This is a genomic window from Streptomyces sp. NPDC093591 (assembly GCF_044764885.1).
Taxonomy (GTDB): Bacteria; Actinomycetota; Actinomycetes; order Streptomycetales; family Streptomycetaceae; genus Streptomyces.
On the sequence record NZ_JBIWIY010000020.1, the window covers coordinates 116,834 to 143,032 of the forward strand.

A 26,199-nucleotide genomic window follows, 5' to 3' on the forward strand; every position below is an offset into this window, starting at 1 on the left:
TTAGTTGAGTGTGGACACCAGAACACCCCGCACACCCACGGGGGACCGCTCGTCGGGATACGACGACGCTCCCGCGCTGAGCATGGTGAAGGTGCCGAGCGATCCGGCGCAGATCATCGTCAATCACGCGAGCTTCCGCGTGCTGTTGGGCGCGTCGGCCGGGCGGACGAAATCCCCGCGCATCGCACGGAACCTGAGCGCCACCGAGAACACCACCCGCATCCCCGTCGTCAACGCGGCCGGCAGAGCCGGAGCGGCCCCCGGCGCCCGGCGCCGGGTCTCCGTCTGGAACGGCACGTCCGCGCCCGACGACACCGGCGCCCACCGCCTGCTCCAGGCCGTGCGGGACGGCAGCGTCCGCCACGGCGACGAACCGCTCCCCGGCGGCACCCAGGTCATCCCGCGCGTCGAGTTCGACGGGTACGACCGGGGCTACGAGGGCGGCTACGACGACGAGTTGGCGCAGACCGTCGAAACCCCGATCGTCGGCGCCCAGCGCACGCACGAGTCCGTCGAGGCCCGACTCCTGTCGAACATGCGCACGGTCGAGAGCGCGTACGACGAGGAACTCCCCTACGAGGGCGAGGAGTTCGCGGAGCCCGAAGCGGCCGACGACACCCGCGCGCCACTCAAGCGGCCCGGCGGCGACGATGCCGCGCGGCACGCCTACTACCCCGGCCGCCGCATGAACCTCGGCGTCGTCCTGCTCCCGCTCCGGGTCTTCCTCGGCTTCATCTCCATCTACGCCGGCATGGGCAAGCTCTGCGACCCCGTCTACTTCGACGGCGGCAAGCGCGGCTCGATGGTGAAGTGGCTCAACACCCTGCACCCGTGGGAAGTCGCCGAGCCCCTCCGCCAGTTCGCACTGGAGCACCCGGTCGGCTCCGGCCTGGTCATCGCCTTCTTCCAGGTCATTGTGGGCGTGCTCACGGTCCTGGGGTGCTGGCAGCGGGTCGCCGCGGTCGTCGGTGCCCTGCTGTCCGCCGCGCTGCTGCTCACGGTCAGCTGGAAGAGCGTCCCCGCCTACGACGCCCCCGACATCATCTACCTCGCCGCGTGGTCCCCGCTGATCATCGCCGGCGCCCCCGTCTACTCCATCGACGGCCGCCTCGCCGGCATGGCCTGGCGGCGCCTCGGCCCCCGCTCCGACATCTGGGAGCTGCGCAGCTACGTCCTGCGCCGCGGCGCCCTCGTCACCGCGATCGTCACCGGCCTCACCCTCCTCATCGGCTCCGTCCTCGGCGGTGCGGTCCGCGACGCCGACCGCGTCGTCGTCCCCGGCCCCGGCGAGGCTCCCCGCAACGAACTGCCGGGCTCCCCTCTCCCGCAGGAGCCCGACAAGCGGCACAAGAGGACGCCGTCGACCGCCAACTCGCCCACCCAGGGCGCCACGTCGGGCACGGCGAGCCCCAGCGCGGGCGCCGCTACGACGCCGGGTGCCACCAGCGACACGGGCACCGCGGGCGCCGGTACGCCCAGCCAGACGCAGGGCACCGGGGGCCAGGCCCCGCCCCAGCAGTCCACCCCGACCGGCGAGGCCCCCAGCACCAGCACCGGCCCGACCTCCGGAGGCCCCTCCTCCGGCGGCGGCTCGACGGGCGGCTCCTCACCCGACGAACCGGGCCTGGTGGGCGGCCTGTTGGGCTGAACCCTCGCCGCCCGCCACGACAACGAGGGGCCCCGGACACGATTCCGTCCGGGGCCCCTCGCCGTACCGCCCCGGCACTGCCGCTGGTCGGGGTTGGGTCGCGCGGCCCGGCACTACGGGGTGCCGCTGCGCCCACCCGTGCCCCCCCCAGCGGCACGACTGCCCGCAGCTGCGCGGGCCCGCACCCGCGTACGGCGGGAAGGGGACGGGCCGGGGGGTGTCCGCCCGCAGAGTCCGGTGTCAACAAACGGCACCTCCCGCCCAAGGCCCACCACCGGACCGAGGACGGACACCCCCCGGCCCGTCCCCGACCCACCACACAACCCAAGGCGCTACACGCACCCCCACCCCACAGCAACAGGCCGCCGCAGGCACCCCCGGCCCAACCGCCGGATCGCGTCAGCGTCCCAGAGCCGCCAGTTCCTTCGCCGCCTCCGTGAGGTCCTTCGCCGTGTCGATGGCGCGCCAGTACGCCCCCTGGGGAATCGGGAAGCCTGCAAGGCGGCGTTCCCGGGCCAGGTGGGGAAAGGTGGTGCGTTCGTGGTCCCCGCGTTCGGGGAGGAGGGAGGCGAACTCGGGCGAGAAGACGTAGACGCCCGCGTTGATCTCGAAGGTCGACGGCGGAGCCTCGATGAAGTCCGTGATGTGGCCGAAGCCGTCCGTCTTGACCGCACCCCACGGGATACGAGGCCGAGCCAGGGCGAGCGTCGCGACCGCGTCGCGCTCGGTGTGGAAGTCCGCCATGTCGCGCAGCGAGAAGCGGGTCCAGATGTCGCCGTTGGTGGCGTACCAGGCCTTGTCCGGGTGCGGAAGATGCGCAGCCGCGTACTTCAGGCCGCCGCCTCGCCCGAGGGGCTCCGTCTCGACGACGGTCGTGACACGGACCGGAAGATCGGCCGACTTCAGCCAGTCCTGCAGCACCTCGGCGAGGTGCCCACAGCTGACCACCACGTCCGTCACGCCCTCTTCGGCGAGCCAGGCGAGCTGGTGGCCGATGATCGGCGTCCCCGTACCGGGGATCTCGACCATCGGCTTGGGCCGGTCGTCGGTGTACGGACGCAGCCGCGACCCCTGGCCACCGGCCAGGACGACGGCTTGAACGGGGCGGGACGCGGCGTTCGGATCAGTCATGACCGAACTGTACGCGGCGCCCCGCTCGCGGCATTCGCCGGCAACCGTTCCTTAATCAGCCGTTACCGTCCGGAAGAGGAGTGTTCCGGGGTGTTCCTCGAAAGAGGATCGACAAGGGCTAGCTGTGTGCCGCCGCCACCCCCGAAGCGAAGGCCGTGTCGCAGACGGGCCGGGCGTACGACTGCGCACGCGTCGGACCGTACATGCGGACCGCGGCGCGGCCGAGGGCGCGGGCGATCGAGGCGCAGTGCCGGGCCAGGGACGGCCGGTCGTGGACGGCCTGCTGGAGGTGGGTGAGGGCGACGCCCGGGTTCTCCGCCTGCAGCTCGGTCAGGAGCTGGTCGCGCAGCACGTCCTGGGGGGCACGCGGGGCGGCGTTCTTCGCGCCCGCGCTCGTGACGTCGGTCGCGGTGAGCACCGAGTCCGAGGGGTTCCCCGACCAGTTGACCCGGGTGACCGCGAGGGTCCCGGAGAGCACCAGGACGACGGGCAGGACGAGGGCGAGAGTGCGGCCGAGCTGGCGGGCGGGGCCCCGGTGGCCGCGTCGTGTCTGTTGGGTGGTGGAGTGCTTCACGCGAGTGAGGGTAGCGTTCGGTACTGACATGGCGACATTCGGTCACCGGTTTGGGGGATACGGCAGCCCCACTTTCCGGTGCTGCGTTGACGTACAGCGCTCGAAATGACCGATCTGCCGGGGTATTTGTCGACAACGAGAAGGGCCCCGCAGGCGTCTGCGGGGCCCTCTTCGTCAACCTGGGTGAATTACCCGGGGTTGTGCTGCCTGTTCCTGCCGTCGTTCGCGCTCTCAGTCGGAGAGCCGCGCACCCGTCGAGGTCGAGAACACGTGGGTCTCGCCCGCGCGCGGGACGACGTGCAGCGTGCTGCCCTTCTCCGGGACGTCACGGCCGCTGACGCGGACGACGAGGTCCTTGGCGTCGTCGCCGCCGACCTTGGCGGTGCCGTAGACGTACGCGTCGGCGCCGAGCTCCTCGACGACGTTCACGGTGACCGCGAGGCCCTGGTCCGAGTCGGCACCGGCGACATCGAAGTGCTCGGGACGCACACCGACGGTGACGGTCTTGTCGGTGGCGGCGGCCAGCGCGTCACGGTCGACCGGGACGACCGAGTTGCCGAACTTCACACCGCCGTCGGTGATCGGGACCTCGACCAGGTTCATGGCCGGGGAGCCGATGAAGCCGGCGACGAAGAGGTTGGCCGGGCGGTCGTACATGTTGCGCGGGGTGTCGACCTGCTGGAGCAGACCGTCCTTGAGGACCGCCACCCGGTCGCCCATCGTCATGGCCTCGACCTGGTCGTGGGTGACGTAGACGGTGGTGATGCCGAGACGGCGCTGCAGCGAGGCGATCTGCGTACGGGTCGACACACGGAGCTTGGCGTCCAGGTTGGACAGCGGCTCGTCCATGAGGAAGACCTGCGGCTCACGCACGATGGCGCGGCCCATGGCGACACGCTGACGCTGACCACCGGAGAGGGCCTTCGGCTTGCGGCCGAGGTACTCGGTGAGGTCGAGGATCTTCGCCGCGTCCTCGACCTTCTGCTTGATCTCGGCCTTCGGCACGCCGGCGATCTTGAGCGCGAAGCCCATGTTGTCGGCGACGGTCATGTGCGGGTACAGCGCGTAGTTCTGGAACACCATGGCGATGTCCCGGTCCTTCGGCGGCAGGTGCGTGACGTCGCGGTCACCGATGCGGATGGCGCCGCCGTTGACGTCCTCGAGCCCCGCCAGCATGCGGAGCGAGGTGGACTTGCCGCAGCCGGACGGGCCGACCAGAACGAGGAACTCTCCGTCCTCGATGTGGATGTCGAGCGCGTCCACGGCGGGCTTCTCGGTGCCCGGGTAGATCCGGGTCGCCTTGTCGAACGAGACAGTGGCCATGGTGAATGGGCCCCCTTCTACCGGCAGGAACGTGCCGGACGATCCGTTGTAGGAAGGTGGTTGGTTTAGTCCACATGTGCGGACTGAATCTGGACGCTACCTGGCGGTCGCCCGATCTGTCAGTACCTGGAGGCATGTGAACTTCGCGGAAATTTTCGACAGGGCCCACTCGGAACCTGGGTACACTGCACGGGCGCGTGCGTGACAGCGCGTGCACGCCTCCTTAGCTCAGCTGGTCCAGAGCGGCTGTCTTGTAAACAGCAGGTCGTCGGTTCGAATCCGACAGGGGGCTCCCGTATGCGGGGCGGTTGTCGATGACACCGCCCCGCAGGTCGTTTTTCATTCCTTCTTTTCATTCGCGCATGTCCCCATCTCCCCACTGGGACACGGGAGATGTGCCGACATGGAATAGCATCGCTACTGCTAGTGTTCGTGCAGTCACAGTAGGCAATCAGCCTCTATGTATAGGTAATGAAAACCGAGGGTTCCATGCGCAAGCTTCACCAGGTCATGATCGTCGCGGCGGCGGCCGGCAGCCTGTCCGCCATCGGTGCCGGCACCGGTGTCGCCTACGAGGCGAGCACGACCGACCTCTACCGCCCCTACCAGGAGTGCAGCCCGCAGACGGTGGCCGAGGGTGACCTCCCGATCGCCGTGCTCGGTCTCTCCGAGACCTTCGACACCACCTGCGGTCAGTTCAACAACGCCTTCACTGGTTGAGGCCGGCGGCGTAGTCGTGCCGACGCCTTCCGCGGGCCCCTTCGGGGTCACCCCCCGAAGGGGCCCGTTCCTGCGCGGCCGCCCGGAGCGCGAGACCGCTCCTCGGGCCCGTACGCGTGCGCGACGGTACTGGACTCCGGTGCCCCGATGAGCGGTTGCGCGCGCCCGACCCGGACCTCGACGCCCTGAAGCCCTCAGCTCGGGCGCGGGTTGCGGCACCAGTGCCTTCCAACAGGTCGGTCCTTCACCTCACTTCAGGTCTGTCCTTCACTTCGTAAGCAATGCGGTCCCGCGCGTCCTGGACACGAGTCGGACGCCGGGGCCCGCCTCTCCGACATCCCCGGGGCTCGCCGCGGCAGTTCGCGGTGCACGGCAGCCGGGGGCACCCCTCACAAAGGAGACGCAGGACATGTTCAACGGAAAGAAGTTCGTGGCCGTCTCGGGGCTTCTCGGCGGCCTCGCCATGACCTGGATCGGCGCCGGCCAGGCTTACGCCATGGCTCTGCCGGGCGTCTGTGGCGCCGACGCCCAGGGCAACATCATCTGCACCCAGCGGATCGTGGGTGAAACGAAGGAGGGCGAGGACATCGCCCTGCGCCGGTCGGTGACCTGCCAGCCGACGAAGCCGGTGACCTTGCCCGCTGCCGGCCTGCTGAACCACGGGACCGTAAAGCTCGGTCCTGAGATCACCTGTGCCCAGGAGGCGCCCGAAGCGCCGGCGGCCGTGACCGACAACAACACCGAACCCCGCCTGGGACAGCTCGGATTGCCCTTCTGAGCCCCAGGGCGGAAACGCCTGACTTCCCTGCATCGAGCGGCGGATGGCCGGACCAGCGCGACATGGTCCGGCCATCCGCCGCATTCGCGTTCTGGAACGCCGCCCGGCAAACGGGTGAGAGCCCCGCCTCGCCCGTGACTCGCCCTCGGGGAACTGTCGTTTCCCTCAAGGGAGAACAGTGCCTTTCACGTCCATGGCGGGGCGGACGGAAAGGTTCCTTGGCATGAGCCGACACGACACAGAGAAGGGTCAAAGATCCCAAATTGCTACGGATCACATGTATATGCTCACATTAAGTAGTCAACCAGGGCATTCGTGCCCGGGAAGAAAGGGTCAAACTATGCGCAGGTTTCAGCGCGTTGCGGTCGTAGCTGCGGCGGTTGCAGGGCTGTCCTTCGGTGCCGGTGCGGGTGCCGCCTTTGCCGGCGAGGGTGACTGGGACGGTCAGAGCGTGACCGCGGTGGCTACCTCGACGGCCAACGCGGTGGCCACGTGGGGTGCTCCGCACGACAAGGCGCACGCCGCCCCCGCGGCCGCGCCGGAGGCTGCCCCGCAGGCTGCTCCGGAGGCTGCTCCCAAGACCGTCGCGCCGGAGTACGGCTACGGCGAGTACGCCGCTCCGACCACGACCACAGCTCAGTAAAGAAATGCAGAGGGTTCGGTGCGCGAGTTTCAGGGCACTGCGGTTGTCGTCGTGACGGCCGCGAGGCGGGTGGCTCGGTATTGGCTCGGGATCTCGCTCCACAGTCGGCCCCATAGGCATCGCCTGGCAACGTCGCGACAGGCGCATCGAATTCCCTCGGAGCACCGTTTTCAACGGTGTGCAGGACAACACCCTTAGCAAAGCAGCCCGGACGCGCAGCAGAACCCCCTCAGGGTGCGCGGCCGGGCTGCAGCCAATCGTATTTCGCCCCTCTCCCAGGCTCGAGCGCGTGCCGGTCAACGGCGCAGGCGTTCGGGCCTAGATTTGCAAAGGAAGGCAGCACATGACCGGTCGACAGAGGATCGCAACCGTCTCGGGGCTGATCGGCGCTCTCGCCGTGCTCTACAGCGGTGCCGCGCCGGCGTATGCCGATGACCCCAAGGGTGCCTGCACGATCTCCGAGCAGGGCGACATCGTCTGCGTCAAGAAGAGCGAGGTCATCCGCAAGGACAAGCGCGGCAAGTTCGTCGTCAAGCAGAAGCAGGACTGCCAGACGATCGAGCGGCCGCGCCTCGTGTATCCCGAGGGGGGCCTGTTGAGCGGCGGGGATGTGGAATCCGGACCGGTTGTGGAGTGCTCCAACAAGGCGAAGCTGCCCAAGGGTTACAAGCTGCCCAAGATCAAGTTCTGAGGGGCGACAAGCCGAAATGCCGGACCGGGTTCCTCCCGGTCCGGCATTTCGGCTTTCCGGCGGTGGCGGTCTGACCGGCAAAAGCCCGGTGCCCCGGCCTGTGCGGCCGGGGCACCGGAGAAGGATGTGGCTACGTCACTTGCCGACGGCGTTGCTGCAGCCCATCGACGAGCCCAGGCCGGTCTCCTGCGCGCCCGGGTTGCCCTCGCCGTTCAGCAGGTTGCCGCCCAGGCCGTTGGCGATGCCGACCTGGCCGAGGACGTCGACGTTGGCGTCGTGCGACTTGCAGCTGGTGCTCTGCAGGATGCTGAAGTTCGAGCCGCTCCTGCCGTTGCTCTTCGAGCCCCAGCCGCCCTGGTCGGCGTGTGCGGCGCCGGCGGTCAGGAGCCCGACGCTCCCGAGGGCGGCGACCAGGACGGCAGCCTTGCGAAGCTTGTGCATGTCATCTCCGGTGGAGTGGAGTGGTGCGATCTATTTCAGATCGACTTCGTACAGTTACGGAGGCTAATAGGAAGTAATCCAAAGCAATCGGCGGCACGCCGAATTCTGAAAAGTCTCACCGCCTTGGCCGATGGCCGGAAATGCTGGTGGCGCGTTGAATACCGACATAAAAAAAGGGGGTCCCGGTACCGTGCCCTGAGGCTCGGTACCGGGACCTGTTTCCCGTCATCGGCCGCCCGTGCGGCCCGTCAGGCTCTTAGAAGGCGCTGTTGTTGCAGCCCATGGTCGAGCCCAGGTGGGTGTCCTGCCCACCGGCGTTGCCCTCGCCGTTGAGGGCGTTGCCCAGCAGGCCGTTGAGGATGCCGACCTGGCCGAGGACGTCGAGGTTCAGGTCGTGCGACTTGCAGGAGGAGCTCTGCAGGACGCTGAACTTGTCCCCGCCCTTGCCGCCGTGCCCGTCGTTGCCGTGCGCGGTGGCAGTGCCGGCGCCCAGAAGTCCGACGCTGCCGAGGGCGACGACCAGGACGGCAGCCTTGCGAAGCTTGTGCATGTCATCTCCGGTGGAGTGAGGTGGGTGCGATCCGTGAAAGATCGACTTCGTACTGTTATGAGAGTTAATACGAAGTATCCGTAAATGTCCCGACGACGCGCCGGGATTTCGTGCCCTCGTGACGGAAGCACCCAAAAGCCGCATTGCGCACGAACCGTGCGCGATGCGGGCAGACTTCGCGCTGCCCTGTTGATCAGCTGCCGTTTTGTGTGCTCAGGCGGACGGCCGGACCTGCTGCCCCCGGGGCAACGGTGCGTGCGGCGCCGCCCGCCGAGCCTTCGTCGGATCTGCGTGCACGCCCTAGCTGACGGAGCGGGCGCTGGAGACGGCGTTCGCCTGGCTGTTGGCCTGGCGGCAGTCGATGCCACGGTTCTCGGCGGCGGCGAGTACGGCGACCGGGACGGCGGCGTTGAGCAGGGACTGCGGGCTGCACTCCTGGTACGGGCGGAAGAGGTTGGAGTTGTGCAGCGGGGCTTCCTGCGAGGCCGGCTGAGGGGAGATCTGCGGGTTGAGCTGCGGGCTCAGCTGGGGGTTGAGCTGCGGGCTGACCTCGGCGCCCCGCTGGGGGGCCGGCGCCTGCCGGTGCTGGGCCGGCGCGTTGGAGGTCTGGACGCTGGTCTCTGAGCGGGTCCACGTGTCGGCCCGGGCGTCCTGCCGTGGCGCGGGAGCCGGAGCGGCACCGCCGTACCCGGCGGGAGCGTCGGCGACGCTGGGGCCGACGCCGATGGCTGACAGACCACTGGCTGCTGCGACGACGAGCGCGACCTGGTGAAGCTTGCGCATGGAACCTCGGCCCTTCATTGACCTGTGCATGGAACGTATGGAAATGCGATGAGTCGGTGCAGCTTTCGCTTTTCTGCGCCCTACGGCTGCGATGGGCCATCGCTCTGGCCCTGTGCGGAACGAGATAAGTGCGGATCCGGTCACGTGGGCCGGAGCGCGGTCACCCATTCGCTTTCCCTGACGGGGTGACAAGTCCGTAGAACCGCTTATCCGACCGATGGCAATTGAGTGACGGGTTTTTGCATCCCGTGACCTGGCCGTACAAATGTCGTTGCCAGCTGAGAGAGGGCAGCGATCAGGAATCGGAGAGAGGGCGACGGGATCTGCTGCCGGCTCCGGCGTGAAGTCCACATGACAGCTCAGGCATTACCCCTGTAAGGGCGCAGTACGAATATCAGACTGAGCGCACGCAAGATTGCACTGAAATACAACGGATTTCCCTGCACAGGTAATGAAGGGCCGAGGGTTCCATGCGCAAGCTTCACAAGGCCGCGCTCGTTGTAGCGGCGGCCGGCGGTCTGACCGCCATCGGCGCCGGCGTCAGCGAGGCCGCCGACTACTATCCCGCCGGGTACAACGGTGCCCCGGCGCCCGAGTACCCGCCTCAGTACGCCCCAGCGCCCGCCCCCTATTACGCGCCGCCCCAGTACGCGGCCCCGGCGCCCGCTCCGCAGTACGCGCCGCCCCAGTACGCGGCCCCGGCGCCCGCTCCGCAGTACGCGCCGCCCCAGTACGCGGCCCCCGCCCCTCAGTACCAGCCGCCTCAGCAGGCCGTCGCCGAGGCCCGTTCGACCGGCACCGCCCAGGCCACGGGTCCGCAGCACCACTCGCAGCCCGCGCCTCACTACCAGCCCCCGGCGCCTGCCCCCGCCCCTGCCCCCGCTCCGGCCCCGGCGCCGGCGCCCGCTCCGGCGCCCGCCCCGCCGCAGCACCAGGCCGGCTACGCCTCCGCCTCGGCCGCTTCGGGTGGCGCCGCGGAAGCCTCCAGCCAGCCGCGCGCCCAGGCCGCCCCGCAGCAGTCGCCGGTGTCGCAGGTCGTACCGCAGGTCACCCCGCAGACGGCGCCCCAGGTCATGCCGCAGGTCGCTCCGCAGGTCAACGCGCCTCAGGTCTTCAACCCGGAGCCCCCGCCGCGTGTCGCGCCGCAGGTGAACCCGCAGGTCAACCCCCAGGTGAACCCGCTGATCAACCCGCTGCTCTCGCCGGCGAGCGCACCGCAGGTTCCCGGGCTCGGCCTCGGACAGGTCGCGGCGCCTCCCGTGGGCCAGTTGGGGCTGCCCCGCCTCGGCTGAGGGCTCTTCCGCAAGTGTCCATCCTCCCAACTTGATCTGCTGCACAGCACATCTGCACGACCAACGGAGAAGAAATGCACAAGCTTCAGAAGGTCGCCTTCCTGGGCGCCGTCCTCGGCAGTGTCGGTTCCCTCGGCATGGGCACCGCATTCGCCCACGGTGAGGCGGGCGCCCACGACCTCGACATCACGCAGGGCATCGAGTGCCGCTCGCACGACATGAACATCGACGTCCTCGGCAGCCTCGGCGTCCTCAACGGCGCGGTGGCCAACGCGCTCAACGGCGAAGGGTCGCCGGGTGCGCAGCCCAGCCACCTCGGTTCGGACATGGGCTGCAACAGCGCGGTCAAGTAGTCCGTGTGAAGCGTTGGGTCCGACGCCCGCTCCACCACGGGGCGGGCGTCGGACTGTCGGGTCGGAGCTCGTCGGCGGCGGACAGCAAAGGAAGAGGATGGCGACGTATCGCATGAGACTGTCCTGTGCCGAGGAGATGTTGCTGCTCAACGGGTGTCCGGGAGTCATCGGGCTGGCGGCGGTCTTCTCCGGTGAGCAGCCCGATGTGGACCAGGTGCGGGCGCGTGTCGCCGAGCGGTGGACGGGTCTGGAGCGGATGAACCGCGTGCTCGACCGTTCAGCGGGCACGGGCGGGACGGCACGGGCGGGGCGGGGGCGGTGGGTCGTACCGGGGCCCTTCGATCCGGCCGTGCATGTCACCGTGGCCCGTAACAAGTTGGACGACCTGTGGGCGCAGAGCGTGGACCGGCCGCTCGTCGGCGGTGTGCCGCCGTGGCGGCTCTTCGTGGTCCCGGACGCGGCGCACGGCGGTGACTTCGCGCTGGCGCTCGTGGCCCAGCATGTGCTGCTGGACGGGCGTTCCCTGGCGACGCTGATGCGGCTGTTGACGGACAGTCCGGTGGAGGCGAGGGAGTCGGGCCGGTCGGCGCCGCTGTCGCGGACCGGGCTGCGGGCGGCGGGCAGGGAGCTCAGGGCGATGGCGGCCGCGGGACAGGCCCTTCCGATGCGGCCGTCCGAGCGGACGTATCCCTCGGTCGCGGTGAGCGAACTGCCCGCGCACACGGTCCGATCCGCGCGCCGGCAGCCGGCCGACGGCCGGGGCGCGACGTTGAACGAGCTGCTCGTGGGCGCGGTGGCCGGGGCGCTGCGGGCCCAGTACGGGCCGGTGCGGCGGTGGCGGCAACGGGACGAGCCCGTGTACACGGCCGTACCGTGTGACCTGCGCACCCGGGCGAATCCGCGGGAACTCGGGAACACCCTCACGGTCGTTCGGGTTCCGCTGCCCGTCGACGTGGACGGGCCCGTGGCGCGGCTGCGGGCGTGTCAGGCCGCGATGGCCACCGTTCCGGAGCGGGCCGCGGCGCACGCCACCGTGCTGTTCCCCGCGGCGGAAGCGGCACGCCGGGCGGGCTCCTGGGTGACCAGGCTGCTGACCGACCGCGGCCGGCACTCCTGCTTCGCGGCGACCGCGACCACGGCCATGAAGTGGCCCGGCACAGCGAGCACCTTCCAGGACCGTCGGCTGGTGCGCACGGTCGGGCTGCCGCCCCTGCAGCACCCGGGCACGGTCAGCTTCGCCCTGGCGCAGGCGGGGGAGGCGTTCACGCTCACCGCGGTGTGCAACCTGCGCCCGAACGACGCGGGACGGCTCGCCGACGCGGTCGTCACGGAGTTCGAGACATGGGCCCGCACGGCGACGTCGTCGGTGTGAGTCGGCCCTGACGGCACCAGGAGATGGAGGCAGTTGCATGGATGTGGAACACGGCGACGTATGGGAAGCGCTGCGCCCGCTGTGCGCGCGGGTGATGTCGGTGCCGCCTGAGGCGGTCGTGCCGCAGGCCCGGCTGGTGGCCGATCTGGGAGCCGACAGCCTGGACATCACCGAACTGGAGGTGGCGTCGGAGGAGTTGTTCGGAGTGTCCCTGAAGGGGACCGACAAGGCCGGAGTGTCCACCGTGGGTGATGTGGCCGACCTCATCGTGAGGCTGCGCACCCAGGACGCCCACAGCCCCCTCGCCCGATGATCCGCCGACCCGCTGTCGCCGTCACCGGCCTGGGCGTGCGGTGCGCCGCCGGAGCGAGTCCGGCAGCGCTGTGGGAGAGCCTGGCGGAGTGCCGTTCGGCGACGTCCCTGCATGTGTTCGACGACGAGGGTGCCGTGGTGTACCCGGCGTGTGCGATGACCGACTTCGACCCGGCCGGCTATCTGTCGCCCAAGGAGGTACGGCGGGCCGACCGTTCGGTGCAGCTGGCCGTGTGCGCGGCCGCGGACGCCGTCGAGGACGCCGGAGGACTGCATGTCGCGGCCGGCCGGCGGGCGGTGGTCACCGGCACCGGCTACGGCGGGGTGATCAGCCAGGAGAACGGCATCGGGCATCCCGATGTGCTGTACGCGCCTCGGCTGATGCACAACGCGGGGGCGTACTGGATCAGTGCCCGGCTCGGGATCACCGGTCCGAGCCTGACGGTGTCCACCGCGTGTGCGTCCGGGACGCATGCGGTGGGTGAGGCGATGCAGATGATCCGGGCCGGGTGCGCTGACGTGGTGGTGGCGGGAGGCCATGACAGTCCCCTGACGCCCACGACCGCGCTGGCCTTCGGGCGGGCCGGTGCGATGGTCACCGAGTGCGAGGATCCCGCCGCCGCGTCACGGCCGTTCGACGTCGGGCGGCGGGGGTTCGTCCTCGCCGAGGGCGCGGCGTTCCTGGTGCTGGAGCGGCTGGACCTCGCCCGCGCGCGGGGCGCCCGGATCTACGCCACCCTGACCGGATACGGCCGTACCTCCGACGCCCACCACCTCACGGCACCGCATCCCGACGGTACGGGTGCGCGGGCGTGCATGGAGCAGGCGCTCGCCGACGCCGGTACGACCGCCGACGCCGTCACCCATGTCAACGCGCACGGCACCGGCACCGAGCTGAACGACCTCGCGGAAGCGCAGGCGATCACCGCCCTGTTCGGGCCCCGTGCGGTGCCGGTCACCGCGCCCAAGGCCGTGACCGGGCACGGGCTGGGGCTGGCGGGGGCGCTGGAGGCCGTGATCACGGCGTGGTCCGTGCATGAGGGGATGGCGCCTCCGACGGCTCATCTCACGCGGCTGGACCCGCGATGCGAACTGGACGTGGTCACCGCCGAGCCGCGCAAGATCCCGGACGGGCCGGTGATCAGCAACAGCTTCGCCTTCGGCGGCCACAACGCCTGTGTCGTGTTCGATTCACCCCACGCCTGACCGGGGGAGGCGGGTACTCAGGGGGGCCTGGGAACGAGAGGCTGGGACATGAGGCTGACGGCCATCGAGGAAGGGCACCTCCGCAACGGAATGCCGGGGACGATCGGCATCGCGGCGGTGTTTCCCGGGGGGCCGTTCGACCTGGCACAGGTACGGTCCCGCGTATGTGACCGGTGGGGCGGGCTGGACCGGATGAGCCTGGTCCTCCAGCCCCCCGCCGGGCCGGCGGCGCTGTCGGGCCACCGGTGGTCGGCCGCCCGGCCGTTCGATCCCGCCGCGCACATCACCGCCACGGACCAGGACCTGGAGTCCCTGCTCACCGACGGTGTCAGTCACCGGCTGCCGGTCGAACGGCCCCTGTGGCGGCTGCTGGTCACGCGGCAGGCCGTCGTGCTCCTCGCCCATCACGCGTTGCTGGACGGCAGATCCCTGGAGACCCTCTTCCGGCTGCTGATGGACGACGCCGTACCGCCGGGGCCGCTCGGTCAGGGTGCGGCGCATCCGCTCGCGAGGGGGCGGCAGCGCCCTGCCGTCGGTCCCGCCGCCGTATGCGGGGAGCTGCGCCGGATCGGGGTGCTGGGCCAGCCCGTTCCTCCGGGTCCCCGCGGCGAGCCGCGGCCGTCGGTGGCCGTGGTCGAGCTCGACCCGCAGGTCATGCGCACGGCCCGCCGGCAGCCGGTCGACGGGCGCGGATCGACACTCAACGAGCTTCTGCTGAGCACGTACGCCGGTGCCCTGCGCGCGTGCCACGGGCCCCTGCGGTCCTGGCCGAAGGGGCCGACGCCGTTCTACGCCACGGTGCCGGTCGACCTGCGGACCCGCGACAACGCCCAGCACCTCGGCAACGGCGTCACCGCGCTGCGCATGGCGCTGCCCGTGGACCTCGAATCCCCGGTGGCGCGTCTGCGGGCGTGCCAGGACGAGGTCGCGGCGTTCGACGGACGCTGTGACGCCCACCGCGCGATCCTGCCCGCACTGCAGGCCATCGCGCGTACCGTGCCGTGGCTGGCCGGGGTGATGGCCAAGCGCCTGGCCCGCCCCGAGCTCACCACCAGCCTGTGCACCGCTTTCAAGTGGCGGGACAACCCCAGCCATTTGCACGGCCGTCCGCTGGCGCGCATCGTCCCCCTGCCGCAGCTCTCCCCGCCGGGCACGGCGAACCTCTGCCTCGTCCACACCGCCGATGCCTACACCCTCACCGTCGTCAGCCATCTGCGCGGGGGTGACGCCGGGACGATCGGCGAGGCCGTGGAGCGGGAACTGAAGGCGGTCGCGGCGTCAGAGCCGTTCTGACCCGGGCTTGCGCATGTCCTGGCTCGCGGCCCTGGTCAGTTCGGGGCGGGACAGGACGTCGGTGCTGTCGACGAACTGGTCCACCGCGCCGACGAGCGGCAGATCGCGCAGGGCCGGGTCGGTGATGCGGTCGGTGAGGGCCTCGGTGAAGCGGTCGGCGCGCAGGACCTGGAAGGGGCGGGAGTGGTACGGGCGCGTGCTGGGGTCGACGCGGTCGGTCAGGGCGAGCTCGTTGTGCAGGTGCGCGACGATGTCGTACGCGTGGGCGAGGTGCTGTTCGCGGGTGTGCCAGTCGGTGGCGGCGAGGGCGGCCGTGAGGTCGGGGGTCAGGCGAGGGCCGACACGGGTGCGGGCGAAGGCGCTGCCCAGCCACTTGCCGTACGGCGGGTAGCGGCGGTCCATCAGGAGGCAGAGCCGCATCAGGTCGCGGACCAGGCGGGCGGCGGTGACGGCGGAGCCCAGTTCGTCGCCGACCTCGCCCGCGCGGCCCACGAAGGCCTCCTCCTGCGCGATGCGCTGCCACTGGCAGGCCAGGACGTACAGCCAGACGTCGTGGGGGTACCAGCGCAGCGCGTGGCGTAACGGGGTGAGGGTGTGCAGGCCGTCGTGGAAGACGGCGCCCGCGGTGACCTCGGCGAGGCGCTGGGTGGGGGTGGCCAGCCAGTCGGCCGGGGTGATGCCCTGCGCCGGGTCGAAGCCGAGGGTGTCGGTGAACCAGGTGGATGTGCCGGTGACTTCGACGCGGTGGTGGACGGGGCCGTCGGTGAGCCGCATGACGCGGATGTCGCGGTCCGACTCGTCGGTGGGGGCGAAGTTCGTCGGGTGGCCGAGGAAGGTCTTCGGGAGGTGTTCGGCGAGTACGTGTCTGATGCGGGCGGCGTGGCGGGGCACGTCGTGGCGGTGGAGGAAGACCTGGAGGCGCGGGCCCCATTCGTGGTCGGCGGAGCGCGGGGTGTCGTAGCCGAGGACCTCGGAGCCGCTGCCCATGCGGGCGGCGGAGTGGGGGATTCCGGGGGCGGCCTCCTCCAGTAACGGGCGTACGGCGTCGGTGTAGAAGCGGCGGGCGAGTTCGAGGCCGGGGATGAAGTCGGGCTCAGGGGCACGGGCGTTCGGGTGGCGCATATTCGTGGGGCTCATGCCAGGGAGCCGTGCCCATTCAGTGGCATGTCATGCGCAGGACGTTCACACCGTCCCGCGCTCCGGTGCGGCGCCCAGCTCGGCGAGCGCCTCGTCCGTCAGGCGGTACACCGTCCACTCGTCCTGGGGGCGGGCGCCGAGGGCCTCGTAGAAGGCGATGGACGGGGTGTTCCAGTTCAGGACGGACCACTCCAGGCGCTGGTAGCCGCGCTCCACGCACAGCCGGGCCAGTTCGGTGAGCAGGGCCTTGCCGTGGCCGGCGCCCCGGGCGGTGGGGCGGACGTAGAGGTCCTCCAGGTAGATGCCGTGGACGCCGCGCCAGGTGGAGAAGTTGAGGAACCAGATCGCGCAGCCGACGGTCTCGCCGGTCGTGTCGTCGGCCGCGATGTGCGCGTAGGCGGCGGGGTGGTCGCCGAAGAGGGCGTCGTGGAGCTGCTCAGGGGTGGCCTTCGCCTCGTGCGGTGCCTTCTCGTACTCGGCGAGTTCGCGGATCAGGGTGTGGAGGGCGGGCACGTCGGCCGGGGTGGCGGGGCGAATCATGGGGTGAGGTTAGCCGGGGGGCTCGCGCAGCTTCCCGGCAATTACCAACTGCTGCTCATCCAGGGGGCGGCCGTCCTCGATGTCCCAGAGGCAGTTCTGCAGGAGCCGGCCGTACGTCCACGCACGCGCGCGTGCCCGGTCCAGGCCCAGTACGTCGGTCATGGCGTCGAAGCGCCAGCGGACGTCGTCGGCGTCGAAGCGGTTGGCGAGGGCGGGCCACAGCTCGAAGCCGGGGTCGCCGGCCAGGGGCTTGGGGTCGATGGCGAGCCAGGGGGCGCGCTCGCAGGCGAGGACGTTCTCGTCGTGGAGGTCCCAGTGCAGGAGGCGGTCGCCGGGTTCGCCCGCGACCTCCCGTACGGCGGCGGCGCAGTCGGCGACGATCCGGCGGGCCTGCGCGTCCGGGATGTGCTCCAGGGCCCAGGGCGTCCGCTCCAGCATGGCCTGCGCGATGTCGCCGAGGCGGCGCAGGCCGGCGGGGGCGGGGAAGGACGTGAGGTGGGTCAGCAGGCGGGCGATGACCAGGACGGACTCGTGGGGGTCGGGGTGGTGCGCGAGCATGCGGGACGAGTCGAGGCGTTCGAGGAGCATGGTGCCGGTGGGCTCGTCGTGGTCGAGGAGGCGTACCGCCCCGTCGCCGTCCCAGGCGCGCAGGGCGACCGGTTCGCCCTCGCTCTCCTCGTCGAGGAGTTGGAGCTTCAGGACGGCCGGGGTGCCGTCGGTCCGCAGGACGGGCAGGACCAGGGCGGCGACTCCGTGCATGGGCCGTCCGTCGAGCGTCAGCTGCCAACGGTCGAGGAAGTCGGCCATCAGGTCCGGCAGCCCGGCGATGAAGGCGCGGCCCGCTTCCCCGTTGTACTCCTGCTGTGATGCGGCGAGCTCCTGCGGAATGTCGATCACCTTGTGACCGTACCGGGGTGGGGGAATCGGCTCACTCGAATTAACGTCCTCGCATGAGCAGCTCGGTGAGTGGTGCCGTGAACGGCGGTATCTCCTTCTGGTACGCGGACGACGGCCTCCCTGAGGTGCGCGAGCCGCTCGCGGGGGACGCCTCCGCGGACGTGGTGATCGTGGGCGGTGGGTACACGGGACTGTGGACCGCCTACTACCTGAAGAAGGCGGTGCCCTTCCTCCGGATCACCGTCCTGGAGCAGAAGTTCTGCGGGTACGGAGCCTCGGGGCGCAACGGCGGCTGGCTGTACAACGGCATCGCGGGGCGCGACCGGTACGCGAAGCTGCACGGCCACGAGGCCGCCGTACGGCTGCAGCGGGCCATGAACGACACCGTCGACGAGGTCGTACGGGCCACCCAGGAAGAGGGCATCGACGCCGATGTCCACAAGGGCGGAGTGCTCGAAGTCGCCCGCAACCCCGCCCAGTTGGCACGCCTGAAGGCCTTCCACGAGCACGAGCAGTCGTACGGCGAGAAGGACCGCGAGCTGTTCGGCGCCCGCGAGACCGCCGAGCGGGTCAAGGTCGCCGACGCCGTCGGTTCGGCGTGGACGCCGCACGGGGCGCGGGTGCACCCGGTGAAGCTGGTTAAGGGCCTCGCGGCGGCCGTGGCGGCGCTCGGGGTCACGATTCACGAGATGACGCCGGTGACGGAGATCCGGCCCAAGCACGCCGTCACGCCGTACGGCACCGTCCGCGCGCCCTATGTCCTGCGCTGCACCGAGGGCTTCACGGCCGCCCTGAAGGGCCAGAAGCGGACCTGGCTGCCGATGAACTCCTCGATGATCGCCACCGAGCCGCTGACCGAGGAGCAGTGGGAGTCGGTGGGCTGGGACGGGCGCGAGACGCTGGGCGACATGGCGCACGCCTACATGTACGCGCAGCGCACCGCCGACGGGCGGATCGCGCTGGGCGGGCGCGGGGTGCCGTACCGCTTCGGATCGCGGACCGACAACGACGGGCGCACGCAGGGCGCGACCATCGAGGCGCTGCGGGAGATCCTCGTGCGGTTCTTCCCGCAGCTGGCCCCGGTCCGGATCGAGCACGCCTGGTCGGGGGTGCTGGGCGTGCCGCGCGACTGGTGCGCGACGGTGACCCTGGACCGGTCGACGGGCCTCGGCTGGGCGGGCGGTTACGTCGGTTCCGGCGTCGCCACCGCCAATCTGGCGGCCCGGACGCTGCGGGACCTGGTGCAGCAGGACTCGGGCCAGGGCGGGCGCACCGAGCTGACCGATCTGCCGTGGGTCGGCCACAAGGTGCGCAAGTGGGAGCCGGAGCCGCTGCGCTGGCTCGGGGTGCACGGCCTGTACGCCACGTACCGGGCGGCGGACCGGCGGGAACTACTCACCCACAGCGCCGAGTCCGCGCGGCTGGCGCGGATCGCCGACCGGGTGGCCGGGCGGCACTGAAACTTTCGTCCCCGGAATCTCACGAGGGCGTTGTCACACCTGTGTGCGACTATCGCCTCAACGACCAATGATTCCGGGGGGATTCCATGTCCGACGACGACTCCTGTCCGCGTGCGAGACGGGGGCGGGGCGCCGTGTTTCCGGCCGTGTTCGCCGCCGTCGTCTCGCTGTTCGCCTCGACTCTGACCCTGACCGCGGCGAGCCCCGCCGTCGCCGCGGACGAGGCGTGCGCGCCGCTCGCCCTCGCGTCCTTCGGTGACCCGGGGGACGCGGTCGGCAAGGTGACCGTGCCGGCCCAGGACAGCGCCTGCTTCTCCGTGACGGCTCCGCGGGAGGGCCTGTACCGGGTCTCGCTGGACGACAGCGGCAACAACGCGTACACGCAGATGTACGCCGAGGACGGCAGCCAAGTCGACTGCTATGACGAGCAGTCGTACGACGACGGCTGGTGCCAGGTGCCCGCCTCCGGCACCTACACCGTCAAGGTCGTCAACAACGGCTGGGTGGACCCGGAGGAGGCCGCGGTCACCGTCGTCCCGCTCGGCTCGGCCACGCGGGGCTGCTTCGAGCCGGTCGGCACCTCCTGGGACCTGCCCACGGTGAGCCGGACCTCGGCGAGCCCGCTGGAGGTCGACTGCCAGGCCTTCGAGGGCAAGCCCGGCGAGCGCGTCCGGCTCACCCGGGGAACGAGCGTCTACGGCTTCGTCGCCGCGTGGATCACCGACGCGAGCGGGGCCCGGATCTGTCCGCGGGTCACCGAGAACGACGAGGACACCTTCAGCTGTGTGCTGCCCGGCGAGGGCCCGTACCGGGTGCTCTCCCAGGTCACCGAGGCGGAGAACGGCTTTCCCGCCGAGTACGCCGTCAAGGTGCGCGCGCTGACCGACCCGCAGGGCTGCCGTACCGCGTCCGTGCGCCCCTTCGGGCCGCCGGTGGGCCTGGACTTCGACACCGACCCCTGCTTCACCTTCGCCGTCGACAAGGCCGGGTCCTACCTGGTCCACGCGGTCGACGACGACTCCGCGAGGCCCGTGCAGGTGTACGACGCGGCCGGGAAGATCGCCTGCCGGGACAGCGACCCGTGCCGGCTGCCGGCCGCGGGCACGTACACCGCGATCCTCGACGGCACCTCCCCCTACAGCGGCGCCAATGACGACCTGCTCGTCCTCGACCGCACCTCGGACGCCGGGTGCGTGCCGACCGGGATGGGGCTGTACAAGGGCGAGTTGAGCAAGGCGGGCCAGTACGACTGCCTGACGCTGGACGCCCCGCGGGGCGCCCGGATCGCCGCGCTCACCTCGCTGTCCTCGGCCGGGCTCACCCCCGAGGTGGAGGTCCTGGACCGGACCGGCACCGCCCAGTGTGACGAGGACGAGCTGCGGGGCGGCGACTGCGCGCTCACCGGCGAGGCCCCCTACCGGGCGCTGGTGCACACCGAGGACGACGGGGACACGGCGACCGGTGCCTACGCGGTGGCCTTCCATCGCACCGACGTCGCGCAGGGCTGCCCCGTCCTGCCCGCCGGCAGTTTCGCCGCGGACGGCAAGAAGGCCACGCTGACCACCGGCGACGGCGTCTTCTCGCACTGCCTGGGCATCCCGGCGGACGCGCACACGAGCGCCGAGATCTTCCAGCTGATCGCCACCGCCGGGACCGCCTCCGCGGAGTTCTCGGTGCTGGACTCCGACGGCAAGCGGGTCTGCGAGCGCTACGCCACCACCAACGGCTGGACGATCTGCTCCCTGACCCCGGGCAAGGCCCACACCGTGCTGGTGACCGGCCGCGACCAGGCCGCCACCTACACCCTGACCCGGCGCGACGTCACCGCGAGCGCCTCCTCGGCGGGCTGCGTGAAGACCACGGCCGCCAAGGTCGGCGGACCCTCCGTGAAGAGCGCGTACGGCGCCCCGGGCACCCTCGACTGCCGACAGGTGACCACCGCCGCCGACACCGACGTCGTCCACGTCAACGTGCGCGACGCCCTCGGCACCGCCAACTCCGCGGTCGTCGCCGGCGACGGCCGGGTGGAGTGCTCCTTCCGCAACACCTCCTGCGCGGTCACCGGGTCCACCACCCACCAGGTCCTCGTGCAGACGCCGGTCAACCTCACGGCCTCGCCCGAGTACCGCCTGGACGCCCTGCGCGTCGCGACCGCCGACGGGCCCGCGCCCGAGTGCGTCAAGGTGCCGTCGGTGGCGTACGGGTACGGGCCGGTCACCGGCACCCTGGACGAGTCGCACACGGCGGTGTGCGCGGCGCTGCCGACCGCTGGGTTCGACCGCTTCGAGACCGACATCAAGGACACCGCCGGCGCCACCGCCACGGCGGTGCCGGTCCTGTACAACACGTCGACCTGGGCCAACGGCTGCATGCACTACACGTCGGGCTACGACTGCGACGCGCTCGGCTCGTCCCAGCAGAGCACGCCGACGCTGTTCCTGCTGGGCCTGCCCGAGAAGGCGTCCCGCACGGCCTACAGCGCCAAGCTGACCTGCACGTCCGCACCGTGCGGCACCGAGGAGACGGCTGTCACGGCCGTCAGCCCCGACACCGGGGCCGCCGGCGGCAAGGTGAAGCTCACCGTCACCGGCACCGCGCTCGGCCCGGACGTCACCGTCCGGATCAGCCAGGCCGGGAAGACCATCACGGCGGCGGCCGACTCGGTCTCCGCGGACAACCGGACGGTGACCGCGACCCTCGACCTGACCGGCGCGGCCACCGGCACCTGGAACGTCAGCGTGCTCACGCGCGGCTGGGAGTTCCCGCGCGGCACCTTCACCGTGACCCCCCAGCCCAGGCTGGAGAACACGGTGGCCCCCAAGGTGACCGGCACCGCCAAGACGGGGGCCAAGGTGACGGCCACGACCGGGAGCTGGTCGGCGACCCCGTCGTCGTACACGTACCAGTGGAAGGCGAACGGGACGGCGATCAGCGGGGCGACGGCGTCGACGTACACCGTCCCCGCCTCGATGGTCGGCAAGAAGCTCACCGTGACCGTCACCGCGGTCAAGTCCGGCTGGGTGAGCGGGTCGGCGACCTCGGCGGCGGTGACCGTGGCCAAGGGTGACGCGCCCAAGGCGACCAAGCTGCCGGTGATCAGCGGGACGGTGAAGGTCGGCAGGACGCTGAAGACGACCAAGGGGACATGGAGCCTCGCGCCGACGTCGTACTCGTACCAGTGGTACGCCAACGGCAGGGCGATCAGCGGGGCGACCAAGTCGTCGCTGGTGCTCAAGTCGGCGCAGAAGGGCAAGAAGATCACCGTGAAGGTGATCGCGCACCGCACGGGTCACAAGGACGGGTCGGCGCTGAGCAAGGCGACGAAGGCGGTCGCCGGCTGAGCGTCGCGGCGAGGCCCTGCCGGTCTTCGCACAGGGATGGGGGAGGCGCTCCGCGGTTCGGCGGGGCCCCTCCCCTCGTTCGTGGAGGCCGCGGCGTGAGAGTCACGCGATCTCACGACGCGACGGTTCCAGCACCACCTTTCCGGTGGTTCCGCGGTTTTCGAGGGCGCGGTGGGCGGCCGCCGCCTCGGCCAGCGGGAAGCGCTGGACGGCCGGGGTGAGGCGGCCCGCGGCGGCCTCGGCGAGGGCGCGCAGTTCGAGGGTGCGTACGGGGTCGGGGCCGCCCGCCTTCTGCATCATCACGGGGCCGAGGACCTGCTGGGAGACGCCTTCGACGAAGTAGGGCTTGCCGTCGTGCTGCCCTGCGCCGGACCAGCCGAAGACGAGGTGTCGGCCGCCCGGCCCGAGCAGGGCGACCGACACGCGGGCGACATCGCCGCCGACGCCGTCGAAGACGACGGTGACCGGCCGCCCGCCCAGGAAGGCACGGACCTTCTCGGGCCATGCCGGGTCCGTGTAGTCGACGGCGAGGTCGGCGCCGTTCTCCCGCACGCGGGCGACCTTCTCGGGGCCTCCCGCGAGGCCGATGACGACGGCGCCGGCGTTTCTGGCGTACTGCACGAGCAGGGTGCCGATGCCGCCGGCGGCCGCCGGGATCACGGCGACCGCGTCCGGGCCGAGCTCGGCGAACTGCAGGATCCCCATCGTCGTACGACCCGTGCCGATCATGGCGACGGCCTCGGCGAAGTCGAGGTTGGCCGGGACCTCGTGGACGCGGTCGACGTCAGCGACGGCCAGCTCGGCGTAGCCGCCCGGCGCGAAGCCCAGGTGGGCGACGACGCGCTTGCCGAGCCAGAGCTCCGCGACGCCCTCGCCGAGGGCCTCGACGACGCCGGCGACCTCGCGGCCGGGGATCGTGGGCAGCGTGGGCGGCTGCGGTGCCGGGCCCTGGATGCCCTGGCGCAGGGCCGTGTCGAGGAGGTGGACACCTGCTGCTGCCACGGCGATCCGGACCTGGCCGGGGCCCGGGGCGGGGGCGTCGACCTGCTCGTAGGTGAGGTTCTCGGCCGGGCCGAAGGTGTGCAGGCGGATGGCGTGCATCGGGGTCCCCCATGTGTTGGGCCAGGTGCTGGTGTGGGCCAGGTGCTGGCAAGTGGTCAGGAATCACCCCGTCGCCCGGAGGCGGCTGAGGGATGCCGTGATCGATGCTCCGACCTCAAGCCTGCTTGAGGTCAAGGGCGTGCCGGCCGAGAGCCAGGGACACGGCCGTGAGCGCGCTGTTGAAGGACACCTCGGACAGCACGCCGGGGGCGGCGACCTGATCGCCCGCCAGATAGACCCCGTTGCCGCGATCGACGGCCGGGCGGTCGCGCCAGCTGGTGCCGGGCAGGTCGACGGCGCCGGTACGGCCGTTCGCCACGGATTCCCGGCGCCAGGTGACGCGTTCGCGCCAGCCGGGGAAGCCGAGGTCGAGAAGCCGCTCGGCACGGGCGATGCCGGCGGCCCTGGACTCGTGCGGGGCGAGCGGGATCTGGCCCTGGATCAGCTGTTCACCGGCCGGCGCCAGGGACCGGTCCTGCGCGGTGAACCGCTCCAGCCAGCCGGTCTCGTCGAGGTCGGAGACGGCGAAGGCGTCCCCGCGCCGGGTCCGCACGGCGAGGTCGATGAGCGCCGTACGACCGCTGGTCCACGTGAGGGAGTCGTCCTTGAGGAGGCGGCGGGCGGCGTCGAGGGAGGTGGCGACGACGACGGGCGTGCCGGTCGCCGGGCTGTCGAGGTCGTCGAGGCTGTCGACTCGGGAGAGCGTCTCCATCCGGACGCCGAGATTCCAGGCCCGGGCCGCCATCCGGTCGATCATGGTCGCCCATCCGCCCCGCGGATAGTGCGCCTCCGGGGGCAGCTTCGTGGCCCGGCGCAGCCGCTCCTGCACGAACGCGGCGGACAGGGCGCCGGGGTCGTGGTGGAACAGGGCGACGGCGGAGTAGTTCGCGGCGGCACGGGCCCCTTCCTCGCCGGCGATGCCCGTGGCCCAGGTCATGAAGTCGACGTCGACGGGCGCCTGCGGCAGGCCGCGCCGCAGCAGCTTGAGCATGGCGAAGGGCGGGGTGCGGCGCAGGACGCCGCGGTGCCGCAGCCGCAGCCGGGCGGCCTCCAGGGGCGGGAGCGGCGCGAGCGGCCCGATGAGGTCGCGCTGCCTGAGCCAGGCCCAGTGCGGGCCGCCGTTGTACAGGGCGTGCGGGCCTTCGTTCGTCCGGTACGGCCCCTCGGCGGTCCGCGCCCGCCCGCCGAGGGTGTGGTGGGCCCCGTACACGGTGACCTTGGCGCCCGCCTCGGCGGCGGTGATGGCTGCGGTGAGTCCGGCGAAGCCGCCGCCGATGACGGTGATGCGGTGCATGGCTGGGGTCTCCCTTGTGGTCGGGGTCGCCTTTCGTCCCTTCTCTGTGAGTAGGACGGTTCTGGGGTCCTGGAATGTGACATCGGTGGTGATGGCGGGGGCGTGGGCGAGGCGTCGGGCGGGGTCTCGCACAGTGTCGGGGCCGGGTGGCGCGGTGTCGGCGCAGGTCAGGGGGATTGTCAGTGGCGGGGTGCAGCATGGGGGGATGGTGAGGAGCGCGATGGGTGAGGGTGGCGGTGCCGGCGGGGGCGGTGGTGCCGGCAGGGGTCGTGGTGCGGGCAGGGGCGGCGGTAGCGGTGGCGTGAAGGGTGCGCGGCGGCCCGAGGTGCGGTTGCCGCCGCTGAAGCCGTACCGGGGCGGGGAGTTGGAGCCGGACGGGGACTACGACGGCCTGGAGTTCCGGGAGGAGGACCTCGGCGGACAGGACGGCGCCGGGGCGCGTTTCCTGGACTGCGCGCTGCGGGGCTGCGCGCTGGACGAGACGAGACTTCACCACGCCCGGATCCTCGACTCGGTGCTCACGGGACCGCGGGGCGTCGGCACCGATCTCGCCGAGTCGACCCTGCGTGATGTGGAGCTGGTGGACGCCCGCCTGGGCGGGGTGCAGCTGCACGGCGCCGTGCTGGAGCGGGTGCTGATCCGGGGCGGCAAGATCGACTACCTGAACATGCGCAAGGCCAAGCTCAAGGACGTCGTCTTCGAGGGCTGCGTCCTGGTCGAGCCGGACTTCGGGGGCGCCCGCCTCGAGCGGGTGGAGTTCGTGGACTGCGTGGTGAAGGGGGCGGACCTCACCGGAGTGACGCTGGCGGAGGTGGATCTGCGCAGGACGGCGGAGCTGGACATCGCGCGGGGGGTGGACCGGCTGGCCGGGGCGGTGATCAGTCCGGGCCAACTCCTGGATCTGGCACCGGTGTTGGCGGCGCAGTTGGGGATCCGGGTGGAGGGGTAGAGGTCGGTCTGCGGAGGGTCGGTGGTCTGGGGGCGGCGTCGGCCATGCTGTGAACAGCCCTTAGCGGGACGGGCTTTTGATCGGTCGGGCCCCGCGAGGGTGCTTCGATCCGGGCATGGCGGGAGTCGGCGGAGCCGCGTCCGTGTGGGGGCGCCCGCCGCGGTGCGCCATGCTTGGCGCCCCATCCACCGGAGGAGAAGGACGCTCATCACCGACGCCTCCGTGGAGTCCCTCGGACTCACGGTCTCGCACCTCGGGCCGGCCCCGATCGGCTGCTGACCCAGCGGGTGGGCCGGGGCCCTGTGCGATGCTCGGCCGGTGCCGACACCGGCCCGGGCCTCCTTATCCCGCTCGGGTCACCCCACCCGGG

The 26,199-nt window shown here is 71.3% G+C and carries 25 protein-coding genes and 1 tRNA gene; 15 read left to right on the plus strand and 11 right to left on the minus strand.

Annotated features, from left to right (window positions below; all coding sequences use genetic code 11):
• Positions 1 to 10: 10 nt before the first annotated feature.
• Positions 11 to 1,648 (plus strand): DoxX family membrane protein, encoded by a 1,638-nt coding sequence (locus ACIREI_RS36360; protein ID WP_403342655.1) that lies wholly within the window; start codon positions 11 to 13, stop codon positions 1,646 to 1,648.
• A gap of 399 nt (positions 1,649 to 2,047) precedes the next feature.
• Here ACIREI_RS36360 and ACIREI_RS36365 read toward each other — a convergent pair whose 3' ends face one another.
• The 3 genes from ACIREI_RS36365 to ACIREI_RS36375 all read right to left on the minus strand — a co-directional run bounded on the left by ACIREI_RS36365 (position 2,048) and on the right by ACIREI_RS36375 (position 4,676).
• On the minus strand, positions 2,048 to 2,779 hold the full coding sequence (locus tag ACIREI_RS36365) for an NDP-sugar synthase (protein ID WP_403342358.1): 732 nt from the start codon (positions 2,777 to 2,779) through the stop codon (positions 2,048 to 2,050).
• A 118-nt stretch (positions 2,780 to 2,897) separates the two neighbouring features.
• On the minus strand, positions 2,898 to 3,353 hold the full coding sequence (locus tag ACIREI_RS36370; RefSeq protein ID WP_403342361.1) for a hypothetical protein: 456 nt from the start codon (positions 3,351 to 3,353) through the stop codon (positions 2,898 to 2,900).
• 231 nt (positions 3,354 to 3,584) lie between these two features.
• Entirely contained in the window at positions 3,585 to 4,676 is a 1,092-nt protein-coding gene (locus tag ACIREI_RS36375; RefSeq protein ID WP_403342364.1) for an ABC transporter ATP-binding protein, read from the minus strand.
• A 217-nt stretch (positions 4,677 to 4,893) separates the two neighbouring features.
• On the opposite strand from ACIREI_RS36375, the gene ACIREI_RS36380 reads away from it, so the two are divergent.
• The 5 genes from ACIREI_RS36380 to ACIREI_RS36400 all read left to right on the plus strand — a co-directional run bounded on the left by ACIREI_RS36380 (position 4,894) and on the right by ACIREI_RS36400 (position 7,508).
• Positions 4,894 to 4,968: transfer RNA gene (locus ACIREI_RS36380), tRNA-Thr, on the plus strand.
• A gap of 197 nt (positions 4,969 to 5,165) precedes the next feature.
• A complete protein-coding gene (locus tag ACIREI_RS36385; protein ID WP_301999647.1) occupies positions 5,166 to 5,396 on the plus strand; it encodes a hypothetical protein in 231 nt (76 codons plus the stop codon).
• Positions 5,397 to 5,805: 409 nt separating this feature from the next.
• The gene (locus ACIREI_RS36390) at positions 5,806 to 6,174 is read left to right on the plus strand and encodes a hypothetical protein (protein WP_403342366.1); all 369 of its coding nucleotides are present in this window, start codon (positions 5,806 to 5,808) and stop codon (positions 6,172 to 6,174) included.
• A gap of 451 nt (positions 6,175 to 6,625) precedes the next feature.
• The gene (locus ACIREI_RS36395) at positions 6,626 to 6,817 is read left to right on the plus strand and encodes a hypothetical protein (RefSeq protein ID WP_403342369.1); all 192 of its coding nucleotides are present in this window, start codon (positions 6,626 to 6,628) and stop codon (positions 6,815 to 6,817) included.
• 343 nt (positions 6,818 to 7,160) lie between these two features.
• Positions 7,161 to 7,508, plus strand: coding sequence for a hypothetical protein (locus ACIREI_RS36400; RefSeq protein ID WP_403342371.1), 348 nt, complete (start codon positions 7,161 to 7,163; stop codon positions 7,506 to 7,508).
• 135 nt (positions 7,509 to 7,643) lie between these two features.
• Here ACIREI_RS36400 and ACIREI_RS36405 read toward each other — a convergent pair whose 3' ends face one another.
• The 3 genes from ACIREI_RS36405 to ACIREI_RS36415 all read right to left on the minus strand — a co-directional run bounded on the left by ACIREI_RS36405 (position 7,644) and on the right by ACIREI_RS36415 (position 9,282).
• A complete protein-coding gene (locus ACIREI_RS36405) occupies positions 7,644 to 7,949 on the minus strand; it encodes a hypothetical protein (RefSeq protein WP_403342374.1) in 306 nt (101 codons plus the stop codon).
• Positions 7,950 to 8,205: 256 nt separating this feature from the next.
• The gene (locus tag ACIREI_RS36410) at positions 8,206 to 8,499 is read right to left on the minus strand and encodes a hypothetical protein (protein ID WP_062714161.1); all 294 of its coding nucleotides are present in this window, start codon (positions 8,497 to 8,499) and stop codon (positions 8,206 to 8,208) included.
• A 300-nt stretch (positions 8,500 to 8,799) separates the two neighbouring features.
• Positions 8,800 to 9,282 carry a hypothetical protein gene (locus ACIREI_RS36415; protein WP_403342377.1) on the minus strand — a complete coding sequence of 161 codons (483 nt, stop codon included), beginning with the start codon at positions 9,280 to 9,282 and terminating at the stop codon, positions 8,800 to 8,802.
• Positions 9,283 to 9,752: 470 nt separating this feature from the next.
• Between ACIREI_RS36415 and ACIREI_RS36420 the strand changes: the two genes are divergently transcribed.
• The 6 genes from ACIREI_RS36420 to ACIREI_RS36445 all read left to right on the plus strand — a co-directional run bounded on the left by ACIREI_RS36420 (position 9,753) and on the right by ACIREI_RS36445 (position 15,110).
• Positions 9,753 to 10,574: a hypothetical protein gene (locus ACIREI_RS36420; RefSeq protein WP_403342380.1), complete on the plus strand. Its 822-nt coding sequence runs from the start codon at positions 9,753 to 9,755 to the stop codon at positions 10,572 to 10,574.
• Positions 10,575 to 10,648: 74 nt separating this feature from the next.
• Positions 10,649 to 10,927 (plus strand): hypothetical protein, encoded by a 279-nt coding sequence (locus ACIREI_RS36425; RefSeq protein ID WP_403342382.1) that lies wholly within the window; start codon positions 10,649 to 10,651, stop codon positions 10,925 to 10,927.
• 112 nt (positions 10,928 to 11,039) lie between these two features.
• Positions 11,040 to 12,299 carry a WS/DGAT domain-containing protein gene (locus ACIREI_RS36430; RefSeq protein WP_403342385.1) on the plus strand — a complete coding sequence of 420 codons (1,260 nt, stop codon included), beginning with the start codon at positions 11,040 to 11,042 and terminating at the stop codon, positions 12,297 to 12,299.
• Positions 12,300 to 12,336: 37 nt separating this feature from the next.
• Positions 12,337 to 12,612: an acyl carrier protein gene (locus tag ACIREI_RS36435; protein ID WP_403342388.1), complete on the plus strand. Its 276-nt coding sequence runs from the start codon at positions 12,337 to 12,339 to the stop codon at positions 12,610 to 12,612.
• A complete protein-coding gene (locus ACIREI_RS36440; protein WP_403342390.1) occupies positions 12,609 to 13,817 on the plus strand; it encodes a beta-ketoacyl-[acyl-carrier-protein] synthase family protein in 1,209 nt (402 codons plus the stop codon). The genes ACIREI_RS36435 and ACIREI_RS36440 overlap by 4 nt, the downstream gene beginning before the upstream one ends.
• 48 nt (positions 13,818 to 13,865) lie before the next feature.
• Positions 13,866 to 15,110 (plus strand): wax ester/triacylglycerol synthase domain-containing protein, encoded by a 1,245-nt coding sequence (locus tag ACIREI_RS36445; RefSeq protein WP_403342393.1) that lies wholly within the window; start codon positions 13,866 to 13,868, stop codon positions 15,108 to 15,110.
• Here the strand turns inward: ACIREI_RS36445 and ACIREI_RS36450 are convergent.
• The 3 genes from ACIREI_RS36450 to ACIREI_RS36460 are packed head-to-tail and all read right to left on the minus strand — an operon-like array spanning position 15,096 to position 17,711.
• Positions 15,096 to 16,247 (minus strand): DUF4037 domain-containing protein, encoded by a 1,152-nt coding sequence (locus ACIREI_RS36450; RefSeq protein WP_403342396.1) that lies wholly within the window; start codon positions 16,245 to 16,247, stop codon positions 15,096 to 15,098. The genes ACIREI_RS36445 and ACIREI_RS36450 overlap by 15 nt on opposite strands.
• Before the next feature lie 45 nt (positions 16,248 to 16,292).
• Entirely contained in the window at positions 16,293 to 16,787 is a 495-nt protein-coding gene (locus ACIREI_RS36455) for a GNAT family N-acetyltransferase (RefSeq protein ID WP_403342399.1), read from the minus strand.
• Positions 16,788 to 16,796: 9 nt separating this feature from the next.
• Complete coding sequence (locus ACIREI_RS36460; RefSeq protein WP_403342657.1) at positions 16,797 to 17,711, minus strand: aminoglycoside phosphotransferase family protein; 915 nt, start codon at positions 17,709 to 17,711, stop codon at positions 16,797 to 16,799.
• Between the two features lie 26 nt (positions 17,712 to 17,737).
• Here ACIREI_RS36460 and ACIREI_RS36465 point away from each other — a divergent pair, with 26 nt between their 5' ends.
• Positions 17,738 to 19,144 carry an NAD(P)/FAD-dependent oxidoreductase gene (locus ACIREI_RS36465; RefSeq protein WP_403342402.1) on the plus strand — a complete coding sequence of 469 codons (1,407 nt, stop codon included), beginning with the start codon at positions 17,738 to 17,740 and terminating at the stop codon, positions 19,142 to 19,144.
• Between the two features lie 86 nt (positions 19,145 to 19,230).
• Entirely contained in the window at positions 19,231 to 22,485 is a 3,255-nt protein-coding gene (locus ACIREI_RS36470; protein ID WP_403342405.1) for an IPT/TIG domain-containing protein, read from the plus strand.
• A gap of 102 nt (positions 22,486 to 22,587) precedes the next feature.
• Here ACIREI_RS36470 and ACIREI_RS36475 read toward each other — a convergent pair whose 3' ends face one another.
• Together ACIREI_RS36475 and ACIREI_RS36480 are read right to left on the minus strand one after the other, a co-directional pair.
• Positions 22,588 to 23,586 (minus strand): zinc-binding dehydrogenase, encoded by a 999-nt coding sequence (locus tag ACIREI_RS36475; RefSeq protein ID WP_403342407.1) that lies wholly within the window; start codon positions 23,584 to 23,586, stop codon positions 22,588 to 22,590.
• Positions 23,587 to 23,701: 115 nt separating this feature from the next.
• Positions 23,702 to 24,880, minus strand: a complete 1,179-nt coding sequence (locus ACIREI_RS36480) for an FAD-dependent oxidoreductase (protein ID WP_403342409.1) — start codon at positions 24,878 to 24,880, stop codon at positions 23,702 to 23,704.
• Positions 24,881 to 25,181: 301 nt separating this feature from the next.
• On the opposite strand from ACIREI_RS36480, the gene ACIREI_RS36485 reads away from it, so the two are divergent.
• Positions 25,182 to 25,829, plus strand: a complete 648-nt coding sequence (locus ACIREI_RS36485; protein WP_403342412.1) for a pentapeptide repeat-containing protein — start codon at positions 25,182 to 25,184, stop codon at positions 25,827 to 25,829.
• The last annotated feature ends 370 nt before the right edge of the window (positions 25,830 to 26,199 follow it).

Excerpts from the sequence above, each read along its gene's own strand:
- ACIREI_RS36450 (WP_403342396.1), bottom strand. The coding sequence starts at position 16,247 with ATGAGCCCCACGAATATGCGCCACCCGAACGCCCGTGCCCCTGAGCCC.
- ACIREI_RS36405 (WP_403342374.1), bottom strand. The coding sequence starts at position 7,949 with ATGCACAAGCTTCGCAAGGCTGCCGTCCTGGTCGCCGCCCTCGGGAGC.
- ACIREI_RS36470 (WP_403342405.1), top strand. The coding sequence starts at position 19,231 with ATGTCCGACGACGACTCCTGTCCGCGTGCGAGACGGGGGCGGGGCGCC.
- ACIREI_RS36440 (WP_403342390.1), top strand. The coding sequence starts at position 12,609 with ATGATCCGCCGACCCGCTGTCGCCGTCACCGGCCTGGGCGTGCGGTGC.
- ACIREI_RS36365 (WP_403342358.1), bottom strand. The coding sequence starts at position 2,779 with ATGACTGATCCGAACGCCGCGTCCCGCCCCGTTCAAGCCGTCGTCCTG.
- ACIREI_RS36420 (WP_403342380.1), top strand. The coding sequence starts at position 9,753 with ATGCGCAAGCTTCACAAGGCCGCGCTCGTTGTAGCGGCGGCCGGCGGT.
- ACIREI_RS36390 (WP_403342366.1), top strand. The coding sequence starts at position 5,806 with ATGTTCAACGGAAAGAAGTTCGTGGCCGTCTCGGGGCTTCTCGGCGGC.
- ACIREI_RS36385 (WP_301999647.1), top strand. The coding sequence starts at position 5,166 with ATGCGCAAGCTTCACCAGGTCATGATCGTCGCGGCGGCGGCCGGCAGC.
- ACIREI_RS36445 (WP_403342393.1), top strand. The coding sequence starts at position 13,866 with ATGAGGCTGACGGCCATCGAGGAAGGGCACCTCCGCAACGGAATGCCG.
- ACIREI_RS36435 (WP_403342388.1), top strand. The coding sequence starts at position 12,337 with ATGGATGTGGAACACGGCGACGTATGGGAAGCGCTGCGCCCGCTGTGC.
- ACIREI_RS36430 (WP_403342385.1), top strand. The coding sequence starts at position 11,040 with ATGAGACTGTCCTGTGCCGAGGAGATGTTGCTGCTCAACGGGTGTCCG.
- ACIREI_RS36410 (WP_062714161.1), bottom strand. The coding sequence starts at position 8,499 with ATGCACAAGCTTCGCAAGGCTGCCGTCCTGGTCGTCGCCCTCGGCAGC.
- ACIREI_RS36465 (WP_403342402.1), top strand. The coding sequence starts at position 17,738 with ATGAGCAGCTCGGTGAGTGGTGCCGTGAACGGCGGTATCTCCTTCTGG.
- ACIREI_RS36480 (WP_403342409.1), bottom strand. The coding sequence starts at position 24,880 with ATGCACCGCATCACCGTCATCGGCGGCGGCTTCGCCGGACTCACCGCA.
- ACIREI_RS36415 (WP_403342377.1), bottom strand. The coding sequence starts at position 9,282 with ATGCGCAAGCTTCACCAGGTCGCGCTCGTCGTCGCAGCAGCCAGTGGT.
- ACIREI_RS36375 (WP_403342364.1), bottom strand. The coding sequence starts at position 4,676 with ATGGCCACTGTCTCGTTCGACAAGGCGACCCGGATCTACCCGGGCACC.
- ACIREI_RS36425 (WP_403342382.1), top strand. The coding sequence starts at position 10,649 with ATGCACAAGCTTCAGAAGGTCGCCTTCCTGGGCGCCGTCCTCGGCAGT.
- ACIREI_RS36475 (WP_403342407.1), bottom strand. The coding sequence starts at position 23,586 with ATGCACGCCATCCGCCTGCACACCTTCGGCCCGGCCGAGAACCTCACC.
- ACIREI_RS36455 (WP_403342399.1), bottom strand. The coding sequence starts at position 16,787 with ATGATTCGCCCCGCCACCCCGGCCGACGTGCCCGCCCTCCACACCCTG.
- ACIREI_RS36400 (WP_403342371.1), top strand. The coding sequence starts at position 7,161 with ATGACCGGTCGACAGAGGATCGCAACCGTCTCGGGGCTGATCGGCGCT.